Origin of the sequence: Runella zeae DSM 19591 (assembly GCF_000423565.1) — a bacterium.
Lineage (GTDB): Bacteria > Bacteroidota > Bacteroidia > Cytophagales > Spirosomataceae > Runella > Runella zeae.
Window position 1 is genome coordinate 214,776 of record NZ_KE384041.1, and the last position, 10,912, is coordinate 225,687.

At 48.7% G+C, this 10,912-nt stretch carries 10 protein-coding genes; all 10 read left to right on the forward strand.

Features of this window, described 5'->3' with window-relative positions; genetic code table 11:
* The first annotated feature begins 36 nt into the window (after positions 1-36).
* The 10 genes from G563_RS0127895 to G563_RS0127940 all read left to right on the forward strand — a co-directional run bounded on the left by G563_RS0127895 (position 37) and on the right by G563_RS0127940 (position 10,869).
* Positions 37-714 carry a response regulator transcription factor gene (locus G563_RS0127895; RefSeq protein ID WP_028668240.1) on the forward strand — a complete coding sequence of 226 codons (678 nt, stop codon included), beginning with the start codon at positions 37-39 and terminating at the stop codon, positions 712-714.
* Complete coding sequence (locus G563_RS0127900; protein ID WP_157585664.1) at positions 711-1,949, forward strand: sensor histidine kinase; 1,239 nt, start codon at positions 711-713, stop codon at positions 1,947-1,949. Before G563_RS0127895 ends, G563_RS0127900 begins: the two co-directional genes overlap by 4 nt.
* Before the next feature lie 160 nt (positions 1,950-2,109).
* On the forward strand, positions 2,110-2,730 hold the full coding sequence (locus G563_RS0127905) for a hypothetical protein (protein ID WP_028668242.1): 621 nt from the start codon (positions 2,110-2,112) through the stop codon (positions 2,728-2,730).
* A 3-nt stretch (positions 2,731-2,733) separates the two neighbouring features.
* Positions 2,734-7,032 (forward strand): hypothetical protein, encoded by a 4,299-nt coding sequence (locus tag G563_RS0127910; protein WP_028668243.1) that lies wholly within the window; start codon positions 2,734-2,736, stop codon positions 7,030-7,032.
* Between the two features lie 42 nt (positions 7,033-7,074).
* Positions 7,075-7,548 carry a hypothetical protein gene (locus G563_RS0127915; RefSeq protein WP_028668244.1) on the forward strand — a complete coding sequence of 158 codons (474 nt, stop codon included), beginning with the start codon at positions 7,075-7,077 and terminating at the stop codon, positions 7,546-7,548.
* A gap of 190 nt (positions 7,549-7,738) precedes the next feature.
* On the forward strand, positions 7,739-8,278 hold the full coding sequence (locus G563_RS0127920) for a hypothetical protein (RefSeq protein WP_028668245.1): 540 nt from the start codon (positions 7,739-7,741) through the stop codon (positions 8,276-8,278).
* Positions 8,279-8,281: 3 nt separating this feature from the next.
* A complete protein-coding gene (locus tag G563_RS0127925; RefSeq protein WP_028668246.1) occupies positions 8,282-9,076 on the forward strand; it encodes a hypothetical protein in 795 nt (264 codons plus the stop codon).
* 4 nt (positions 9,077-9,080) lie between these two features.
* Positions 9,081-9,401 carry a hypothetical protein gene (locus G563_RS0127930; RefSeq protein ID WP_028668247.1) on the forward strand — a complete coding sequence of 107 codons (321 nt, stop codon included), beginning with the start codon at positions 9,081-9,083 and terminating at the stop codon, positions 9,399-9,401.
* Positions 9,402-9,510: 109 nt separating this feature from the next.
* Positions 9,511-10,329, forward strand: coding sequence for a S49 family peptidase (locus tag G563_RS0127935; protein ID WP_028668248.1), 819 nt, complete (start codon positions 9,511-9,513; stop codon positions 10,327-10,329).
* Positions 10,330-10,356: 27 nt separating this feature from the next.
* Positions 10,357-10,869 (forward strand): hypothetical protein, encoded by a 513-nt coding sequence (locus G563_RS0127940; RefSeq protein WP_028668249.1) that lies wholly within the window; start codon positions 10,357-10,359, stop codon positions 10,867-10,869.
* Positions 10,870-10,912 lie beyond the last annotated feature (43 nt).

Here is a 10,912-nt window from a genome sequence, read left to right on the forward strand (position 1 = left end):
AATTTCTACCTTAGAACAAATTATTTCTGCATATAGATGAAGGTGCTATTAATTGAAGATGAGCCTATGTTGTTGGACGAAATGGATACTTATCTCACTGAGCAAGGGTATCGTTGTGAAAAAGCAACCACTTTTGGAGTAGGTGAGGACAAAATAGTACTATACGAGTATGATGTCATTATTTTAGATATTACTTTACCCGGAGGAAATGGCCTCCAGTTGTTACAATTACTCAAAAAATTACAAAAAGAAGCCGGAGTTTTGATTGTTTCGGCAAAAGACTCGCTAACTGATAAATTGGCAGGTTTGAACCTTGGCGCTGACGACTATATGACCAAGCCCTTCCATTTAGAGGAATTGAATGCAAGAGTCAATGCATTAGTACGTAGAAAATCATTTAAAGGTAGTCCTCAAATTGTGGTAGACGACTTAATCATTGACCCCATAGCTAAAACAGTCTCTTGCAACGGCACCTTCATTGCACTAACGAGAAAGGAGTTTGAATTACTTTTGTATTTTATTATTAACAAAAACCGGGTTGTTAGTAAGCAGTCGATTGCCGAACATCTTTGGGGGGATCATTATGACTCGGTCGACAACTTTGATACAGTGTATGTACATACCATGAATCTTCGCAAGAAAATTATTGCCCATGCTGGAATTGATTATATCAAAACTGTATACGGAATGGGTTATAAATTTACATCGATGTGAAATTACTTTATAAAACTACCCTCAACTTCTTCCCTGCTATGACTTTTATCTTGGCCGTGGCAGGGCTTTCTTTGTATTTATTACTTCGTCAAGAAGTAACCGACGAAATCAACGAACAGCTTGAATTACAGGTAGAATTGATTGAGGAGGAACTTGCCGCAGGAAGGAGTATTAATTTTCCGCTTGCTTCGGTTAGCGAAATGCCTTTTTCGTCTGCTGCATCTAAACGACTGGGCGACACGCTGATTTATGACCGATTGCAGGATAAAAAAGAAGGGTATTACTATCTCACTATAACCAAAAAGATTAACCAACGTAATTATCATATTATGGTGATGACCTCTTACATTGGTTGGGAACGATACTACAAAACGATTTTTATCTCATTTTTGGCGGTTGCTTTCGGGATAACACTCATGGGGGTATTGTTAAATTACTATTCTAATCATAATCTATGGAAGCCTTTCTTTTTAAATTTGGAAAATCTGAAACAGTTTTCCGTTAGTTCGTCTCAGCCTTTGCAATGGCACGACTCCTCCGTTACTGAATTTAAAGAATTACAGCAATCCCTGAAAGAACTGACTGAGCGGAGCCGCCGAGAATATCTCGCACTTCGTGAATTTACCGAAAATGCGTCCCATGAAATTCAAACACCATTGGGTATAATTCAATCTAAACTAGACCGTATGAGCCAATTAGAAGTCAGTGAAGAAATGGCCCGTTATATTGTTCAGGCCAAATCAGGAGTGGAGCGTTTAACCAAAATGAATAAAAATCTGTTGCTATTAGCTAAGTTGGATAATAAAGCATTTGTAGAAAAGCAACCTATTGAATTGAAAGAGCTATTAAGAAAGCATCTGGAACAAATGGACGATTTGTTTATAGCTCGTAAAATTACGTTGGTTATTGATATGACTTCACTAACGGTTTTTGCCAACCAATACTTATGTGAAGTGCTTCTTTCCAATCTTCTCTCTAATGCTTTACGATACTCATTTTCACCCAGCGAAGTATCTATTGTTCTAACTTCACATCAACTCATTATTACTAATCCTGGGGAGCTGTTAGATTTTCCAGAACAGGGGTTGTTTGACCGTTTTACTAAGGGCTGGAGCCATACGCAAGGTACGGGGCTTGGCTTGGCCATTGTTCGACAAATATGTGTCTTAAACGGCTGGACTATCTCTTATTCCTATCAAAAGGGATGTCATTCTTTCAAAGTTTCCTTTCCTTAAATTCTTACAAAACAAATATCATTATTTCCCTTAGCCTTTTATTCAATAAAAAAATACTAAATTTCTAGTATTGGACAGCATACGAGTAATTTATTCTCGTCCTTTCCTTCACTCTTCCTTCCCTTTTTCTTCGTAGCGTGAATCACTGTATGGCCGCGCTATGGTACCTATTGAGAATAATCCCGTCATTAAGAAAATTTTACAGGACTTTGTGAGTCAATCAGCCAAGGCTTTCCGCGATGCCGTGCGTCGGGAAGGCTTGCTGGATACCGAAGACCTGCTCAACTCTATCCGCGAAGGTGCCGTGGAAGTGGGCAGTGGGTTTATCAAGGGTCATGTATATTATTCGGAGCTGCTGCGGGTCAAAGACTTGAAAGAGCTTCGCTATACCACCATTCCGCCGATTGGACCCTTGGCCGAGTGGGTGGAAGGAAAAGGTCTCAATCGATTTCCTTACGTGCCGGGCATGCAAAACGGCCTCAAGAAATCCTCCGAAATTCAGGGCATCTACCGGGTAGCCCGTGGGATACAGTATCACCTCAAGGCCGTGCCTAATGTGAAACGCGGCTATCGCGGGATTTACAACGATCCTTTGAAGCTGCTCATAGCTACTTTCTACGAAAACATGCGGGAGTATGTGGCCACCTACACGGCCAATGCCTTCAAAGAGGCCTTTGGCTATGAAGTGCGCATCAGCATACCCGACCCCGTCAATACTGCCCGCATCCAAGCGGCTTGGAATGCCCGTGATACCAAACTAAGCCGCAAATACAACCCATAAGCCATGAAAAGTGATGAATTGAACTTGGGGGTAAGCCTTGGAATGGGCAACTCCAAGAAGGAAATTGACGACCTGAACACCCGTGCCAAAGAGCTGCGTAAAACCTTGTCGGAGATTGAAAAATCGGGTGGCAAAGGCTCTGACAACTGGAAGAAATACAAGACGGAGCTGAAGGGCGTAGAAGACCAAGCCAAGAATGCCGCCAAGGCACTCAAGAGCATGGACGTGGGCGAAATGACCGTCAAACAGCTGACTAGGCACGTCAGCGACCTCAAAAAAGAAGTGGCCAATATCCCGCCCGGCATGGCCAAAACCAACGATTCGGTGAAGCGACTGAAGGAAGCCGAAGCCCAGCTCGTGAAGCTGAAGACCGAAGTGGGACTCATCAAAAAGGGCGGGGAAGATTTGGGCAAACCTACGATTTGGCAGAAAATCACGCAAGGAGCGGGCAACATGATGAACGTGTTCAAAGCTTTTATGGCCTTGCAGGTGGTGCAGTACGTGGCGGGTATCGGTAAAGCGATTTTTGACACGACGGCCAAATTTGAGAGCTATAATAAATCGTTGGCGGCGACCTATCAGGCCACCATGAAAAAAGAGGATGCCGAAAAAGCGGCGGCCTCCAGTATGAAAGCCTTGGCGAAAATTGCCAAAGATACGCCGCTGACGCTCGATGAAGTGACGAAGGGGTACATTGCCCTTGCAAACCGGGGATTGAGACCCGGAGAAGAGCAGATGAAACGGATGATTGATTTTTCGTCCAAATCTCGGCTTTCGCTTTCGCAGTTGGGGGAAGCGATTTTGGACGTCAACAACAACGAACGTTGGAGTGAATTTGGGGTTAAAGTCAAGACCTCTGGCGATAAGATACAGGCCACTATCGGTGGAGTCACCAAGTCGTTTGAACGAACGGAAAAGGGTGCCATGGAGCTGGCCGTAGAAATGGGGAAACTCCCCGGTACAATGGGCTACGCCTCTCAGCAAATGGACTCTTTGAACGGGAAAGTTTCCAACATCGACGATGCGATGGATGCCCTAAAAGTGACGATTGGGCAGAAATTAGCGCCCGTTTTTGTGGGGATTTTGGGGGCGATTGGCAAGGGCATCGAATGGCTACAGGATCTGGTGGACGCGAGTGACCCGGTGGTGAAGGTATTTGAAGATATGTACGAGGCCGTCGGTGATTTGGCGGGTTCGTTTATGACCTACATTCGGACGCTGTTTCCCAATTTCAGCGGCGGCGGTATCACCCTGCAAGGAGTGATGAAAGGCGTGGCCGTGGTGTTTCGGGCATTGCTGACCCCGACCCAATTGATGATTGGCGGTTTGCGCTTGGCTTATGATGCAATGGCCGGACTGGTAGAAGGCGGCAAAGCCGTGGCTAAGGTACTGGTGGGAGATTTTAAAGGAGCGGCGGAGTCGTTTGAAAAATCGAAGAAGAACTTCTCCAACGTCGAAACCCACGCCAATGAATCCTTTGCCAAAATCAAAAAAGGTTGGACGGATACCTTTGTTGACCAACCCAAAAAGGATGAAGCTCCGGCGGTACTGGCGGCGGAAACGGTGGAGAAAAAACGGCAAAATGTAATCAGCGACGAGCAAAAGAAAGCCCTCGAAAAGCGGGAGAAAGCGGCCAAAAAAGCGGAGGAAAAGCGACTCAAAGAAGAGCAAAAGCACCTTGAAGACGTAAAGGATGCCAATGCCAAAGCCCTCGAACTACTGGAGCAACTCAACGCCGAGCATGACCAGCTCGTGGCCGACTCGTCTATCAAAACCGAAGAGGCCAAGATTAATGAAAAGCGGCGCAAACGGCTGAAGGAAATCAATGACTCACTGGCCGACGAAACCAATAAAGAGAAAGTAAGAGCGGCTATCAACAAAGCCGCCGACGCTGACATCGAAAAAGCGAGAGCGGAAGCCCGGGAAAAGCAGAAAAAAGCGGAGGAGGAAGCGGCTCAGAAACGGGCAGAAGCCCTGAAATTTGTGCGGGAGCAGGAAAAAGCGGCCGAAATGGCGCTCTTGGACTGGAAAGAACTCCAAGCCAAGGGCAATGCCACCAAACTGCTGACGATTGCCAAAGAGCGGGTGGATACCGAACTCCGACTCAAAAAGGAGGCACTCAAAGCAGACCAAGCGGAAGCAGAAGCCAAAGCCAAACGGGAGATTACGGATACGGAGCAGCTTCAGCAGGTATTGAAAAACATTCGGGACCGCTACCGTACCGAGGAAGTATCGGCGGAGCGTAAAGCGGCGGAGGATAAGAAGAAGATTGATGCCGACCTGAAAGCCCAAAAAGAAGCTCACCTGAAGGGATACTCGGATATGTTTTCGAGTATTTTGAAGGGCGACGTCAATGGTTTTTTGAATGCCGCCAATAGCATGGTGCAAGGCCACAAAGAGGCTTGGCAACAGAAGATTGGGGAGGACATGGCCAAGTACGAAATGGTGGCGCAGATGGCGACGGCTGCCGTTAATTTCCTGAATGACTTAGCCCAAAAGAAAGCCCAACGGGAGATAGAACTTGCCCGCAAAGAGCGCGACGAAAAGGTGGCGATTTTGACCGAAGGTCTCGAAAAGGAGAAGGCCGAACTGGAGCGGATTGAGGAAGAAAAACGGGGCGTAAAAGAGCAAGCCGAAGCCAAGGTGCAGCAGCTCAAAGACGACTCGGCGCGACGGGTGGCCGAACTCGAGGCGCAGTACCGTGAAATGACCACGACCGACAACGCTGCCAAACTGGATGAGCAGCTCAACGCCTACCTCACCAATGCCGATGAAAAACGCAACGAAGCCCGTGCCACGGCCGACGAAACTATCTCGCTGGCCAAGCAGGAAGCCGATAACCAAATTGCGGAACTGACTCGTAAAAAAGAAGAGGCTATCTCGGCGGCTGAAAACGAAAAACTCATCAAAATTGATGCGGCAGAGGTCACCCGTGATGCGGAGATTGCGGCCATCAATCAGCGGGCAGATATTGACTCGGCTACCCGAGCCAAACTGCTAGCCGAAGCGCAGGCCAAGTACGAGGAAGAGAAAAGCATGGCCGAAAGTGAGGCTACTTTTAAGATAGAGCAAGCCACCATTGAGGCCAATACCAAAACCGAGCTAGCGCAGGCGGAAGCCAAAACCAAAATCGAATTGGCGGAGCTGAAGCGGGATAGTGAGCTGGAGGCTATCGAAGCCGTACAGGCGGGTGATACCAAGCGAGCCAAAGAGATGCTAGCCTCGGCCAAGAAAGAAGCTAAGGAAAAAATCGACTTAGCGAAGCAAGAAACCAAAGCGAAAATCGACGAAGCGGAAAAGGAAAAGCGGGAAAAGCTCAAGAAACTGGAGCAGGAAAAGCAAACCCGTATCCAAAGCAAAAAGCAGCTGGAGAGCAGCATCGCGGCGGAAGACAAGAAAGCCCGCGACCGCGAGGCCAATGCCAAACGCCAAGCGTGGAAAGCACAGCAGCGGGCGGATATTGCGACGGCTATCATCAGCGGAGCACTGGCCACCATCAAAGCCTTGGCGTCGGGATTTTTTCCATTGAACTTGGTTTTTGCGGCGGTAACGGCTGCGATGACGGCTGTGCAGGTCGCCATGATAAAACGGCAACCTGAGCCGAGTTTTGCCCAGGGGGGATTTGTGGCGCAAGGCAGCAAGCACGGTAGTAAGTACGGCGAGGGAGGCATCGCGCTGATTGACCGCAAGACCAACCGAGAGGTGGGCGAAATGGAAGGCAACGAGGCTATCATCAGCGCCGACCAAACCGAGGCAAACATGCCACTCATTCAACAGATGTTTATGAACGCCCGCACGCCGGGCAAACGTCGCAAGCCCATTGGGGGGGATTTGCGAGGCCCGGCTTTTCGGGATGGGGGGATTGCAGAGTCGCCGTACTGGCAGCGGGATATGTTTCTTTTTGGGGGAAAGAAGAAAAAGAAACAAGCCGAAGAGGAAGCACGACGGGCGGAGGAAGAAGCCGCCGCGCAGCAAGCCGACGCGGGAGGGGACTACGACTCCTCAGGCGATGCGGGCGGAGTAGAAGGAGGTGCCGACGCCGAAGCAGCGCACGCGGAGGCCAAAGCCCAGGGCGAGAAGCAGCTCAAACTACTGGAGGGCATCGAAGAGCAAGCCAAGGAGCTGAACAAGCGGGTCGCATTGCTGACCTTGGGTATCGGTGGCATGAATACCAGCCTCGGTGATAAGCTAGGCGGGGTACAAAGTGCCGTAAACGAGGTGAAAGATGCCGTCAACAGCTCTAATCAGGGAGGTAGATTGGATTCGTTGATTGGGGCCATATCGTCGTTCGGGAAAAAGTAATTATTTTGTATTTTCGCTCTTAGGCAAACACCACCCAATAACATGGTCAAAAGAATTAAATTGAAAGTACCGATTTATGTCAAGAAATTTATTGAAGGGGAGTACGGCTGTGATGGTAGGGGGATTGTGAAAGTGGATAAGAAGTCGGAATTGGGCTGGTTGATCCATGCCATCTCGCGGTCTATTCCTTATAATTATACCTATCCGAGCATTGACAAGGGAGAGAATGTATTGACCATTCAATATACGACTTATGAGAAGGTGTATGATGTACCCCCGGAAAAAGTAGAGAGTCTAGCGCGGCAGTTGAACGAGATTTTCAGGTCGGCACTCATCAATGAAGTCAGGGGGAAGCACGAACTTATCGGTGGTGATTACGGGCCCTACGTGACCAATTTTTTGGAACGCTATGGTATCATCCCCGACGTGGATGTCAACTGGCAAAGTATGCGTAAAATCTACCGCGATTACCTCGAAAGTGTGGCTAAAAAAAGGCAGAAAATTTTTGCAGGATAAGGCCACTAGAAATGAGATAAGGCCACTTTTTGGGAGAAAAGGCCAATAAAATAGCGATAAGGCCACCTCTTTGGGTGGCTTTTTTGTGCGTTTCTAGCGCGGAAAAGGCGTTTTTACCATCTAAAAGGCAGGTAAAAAGCGCGAAAATTCCGTCCTTTTAGAAAGGAGTTCCTCCCCTTACTTTCGTGCTATGGAAAGTACAACCATTGGGCATTTTGGGCAAAGTATGGGGATTGGATATCCCGTGCGTTTGCTGTTGGTTCCGGCGGATCGGTTGGCAGTAGTGATGCCTTCAACCCCATCGGCTTGGGAAATTAGCGGCTATGATATAGAGCTACAGCCGGAAACGGTTTGCACCCATCTTAAATTTCGACCCAAACAATGTAGCTTCTCGGAAGGGTTTTCGCGCACACCCGATGGTGGGGTGGTGAGTAGCGTGATTGAGACCCGGCTTACCGCGCCCGACGGCTTGCTGATGGCTTGGCTCATGACGGCCAGCTTGGTGAGGTGGGTGGCGATAGTGCAGCTTCAAGACGAAAGTGGCTGGCTAGTGGGCACCCCCGAATTGCCACTGGTGCTGACGTGGTCGAAAGTGACGGGCACACCCAATGATGTACGTATATCGCTCAACGGACAAAATTGGCTCCCGGCGGTGGCCATGAAGGAACTCAATTTTGAGACCTTGGGTGAGGGAGAGTTTTCAATAGATTTTGATTTAAGTTTTCATTAAGCCATGACCCTAAACGAACTAAAGGCTTGGATAGCCTCTAATATTTTCACGAGCCCAAATCGATTGAATACAGGGGTATCCATCAAGGCGATTCTCAACAAAATCGTAGAAGAAGTATACGCTCGTATCGATAGCAGCGGCAGCGGAGGGATGAACTCGACCGTAGGGCGATTGCCCAAGCGGGGTAGCAGCAATTTTGAAGACTCTATCATAGGAGAAGCCGCTGGAGTAGCTACGGTGAACGGCAACTTGAACGTGACGGGCGTCATCAATGGGATTCAGATGTCAAAAGACATGGGGAATGCCTTTGGGGCGAACACTTACCTGAAGATTGCCCAGCTTCGGGAATTTGAAGACAACGGAAACTACGATAACATCATCGTGGATTTGGTGACTTGCCGACTTTGGTCAGCTGACCACTTACTTATTTCCCGTTTTATCCTTTCTAATAGAGGTAGTACCAATGCCAGCCACAAGTATAAGTGGTATATAACAGGCGGAAAGGGTCCTCTAGCTGATAATATCGTCGCGGGGATTTTGTGCGTAAAGAGTGCCACAACGGGCAAAGTGGACATCTACATCAAAGTGATTCCGACTTATAACCTTGTTCGTTTTAATGTGGTTAGTGCCAACAATATTACGTTTTACCCTAGCGAGGCTACTACTACCACGGTGCCAACGGGGACGGTAGAATTTGATTCTACCAGTTTTGCTACTTACCCTCCGATGTTTTATGCCGATAATCTAGGGAATATGAAAATTAGAGGCACCCTCACTCAGTCAACAACTAGCTGGTAATACTATGAATATTCAATTGACCGAAAATGTATTGAAAAAGCTCTATGCGGAGCTGAGTCCTCAACAGCAACTAGAGGCAATTGCCGAGTTGGAGTTGAGCAAAGACCAAGAATTTGAAGTGGTGTTGAGAGGGAGCGTGAAACGAGGGGTGACGAGTTATGAAGTATCGGTAATGGATGCCATCAACAAAGAAGTGGTAATGATAGCGGGGCAGCCTCCGATTGAAATACGCGTATTGAATAGCGAGCGTCAGCTGGTACCGATTCCAGAGGAACGACTAGCAACGATCGGTGAGCTCATCATCAACAGCATAGACGTAGGGTAAATTGGACTGATAAATTGAAAGCCTGATGGTAATACTGTCAGGCTTTTTCGTCCTTTTTCCTTGAAAAACAGGCTTGCATCTTCGTAACGTGAAAATTTAAGTTTAGAACATGCAGCCGATTATTGCGCACATTGAACATTCTTATATCCCGGCTTTGATGAGTTTGGCCACCCAACAACCTACGTGGAGCGATCCGCTGCGTGTAGCGGGATTGGTACTGCAAGGCTTGACGCGGGAGCAATCTTGGAATCAATATTTTACGGAAGTATACTCGCCTAACCAAAAGGTGCTGGTATTGCCCATACAGGGACCGCTATCAAGAGGCGGCTATTACACGCCGGGCTACGAGTTTTTGGCGTCGCTCCTCAACAGTGCCGCCCAAGATGAACGCTACGCAGGGGTCGTCTTGAAAACCAACACGGGTGGCGGAGCGGCGGATGGCGCGCCGATTTTGGCACAAGCCGTAGAGAATTTTCCCAAACCCATTGTGAACTGGACTAACTTCTGTGCCAGTGCGGGGGTGTTGGTCACGTGCCAAGCGGACGAAACTTGGCTGGAGGATAGCTCAACGGCTCAGATGGGCAGCATCGGTACTATCATGTACTACCAGAATATTGCCGAAAGTCTCAAGCAGCAGGGCATTGACTGGGAAATCATCCGAGCGAAGAAATCGCCCGATAAAGCGCGGGTGAATGCGCTGGAAGAACTCACCGACGAAGGCCGAGCAGAGCTTCAGGCGGCGGTGGATGCCGCCCAACGGGAGTTTGAGGGCATCGTCAAACGTGGACGGCAAGGCAAGGTCAAATCCGAAGCGTTGACGGGTAAAATGTTTTTTGCCAAACAAGCCATCGAAGTAGGGCTGGCCGACCGCACGGGGACGCTGACGCAAGCGGTGAACCGCGTATTGGCTTTGGCGCAAAAGAAGTGATAACCAATTTTTTATTTTTTATACATCATGAAGAACAAGAACAAAAGTGTACTTGAGGTGATTTTTGGCGGGCTTCACAAGAAGATTTCGGAGGCGCTGTCGCCAGAGGAATACACGGAGCTGACGGAGAATGCGGCGACCTTTGCCCAGGACTCAACACTGGAAGCGATACAGGCCACCACTAGCGTAGGTGCAGCAGCTCCTCAGCCCACGACCTCGGCGGTGGCGGCAGCTTCAGCTCCAGTAGCGGCGACGACTTCCCCTGCTCCCCAAGCTTCAGCTGAAGCAACGGCACCCCCGACGACTGACCCCATGCAGGCCGTACTCCAAGCGGTACAAAACTTGACGCAAAAAGTGGATTCAATGGCGACCAAACAGGCGGCTTATGATAACTACTTCCAAACGGCTCAGAATGCAGGGGTAGTATTGCCCCAAGCTGATGCCTCGAGCCGCGTGCCACAAGCCTTGACCAAGGCAGCCACCGACTCCCCCATGGGCGTGGCAGCGGAGATTTGGAAGCGTAATCGTCCGCAAGCCTAAGAGCTGCGACGCTTTTGTGACGATTTGATTTTTTTCAACCTTT

What these genes read in the sequence shown, in the direction of transcription:
- G563_RS0127895 (WP_028668240.1), top strand. Translation starts at nt 37, where the DNA reads ATGAAGGTGCTATTAATTGAAGATGAGCCTATGTTGTTGGACGAAATG.
- G563_RS0127905 (WP_028668242.1), top strand. Translation starts at nt 2,110, where the DNA reads ATGGTACCTATTGAGAATAATCCCGTCATTAAGAAAATTTTACAGGAC.
- G563_RS0127910 (WP_028668243.1), top strand. Translation starts at nt 2,734, where the DNA reads ATGAAAAGTGATGAATTGAACTTGGGGGTAAGCCTTGGAATGGGCAAC.
- G563_RS0127915 (WP_028668244.1), top strand. Translation starts at nt 7,075, where the DNA reads ATGGTCAAAAGAATTAAATTGAAAGTACCGATTTATGTCAAGAAATTT.
- G563_RS0127920 (WP_028668245.1), top strand. Translation starts at nt 7,739, where the DNA reads ATGGAAAGTACAACCATTGGGCATTTTGGGCAAAGTATGGGGATTGGA.
- G563_RS0127925 (WP_028668246.1), top strand. Translation starts at nt 8,282, where the DNA reads ATGACCCTAAACGAACTAAAGGCTTGGATAGCCTCTAATATTTTCACG.
- G563_RS0127930 (WP_028668247.1), top strand. Translation starts at nt 9,081, where the DNA reads ATGAATATTCAATTGACCGAAAATGTATTGAAAAAGCTCTATGCGGAG.
- G563_RS0127935 (WP_028668248.1), top strand. Translation starts at nt 9,511, where the DNA reads ATGCAGCCGATTATTGCGCACATTGAACATTCTTATATCCCGGCTTTG.
- G563_RS0127940 (WP_028668249.1), top strand. Translation starts at nt 10,357, where the DNA reads ATGAAGAACAAGAACAAAAGTGTACTTGAGGTGATTTTTGGCGGGCTT.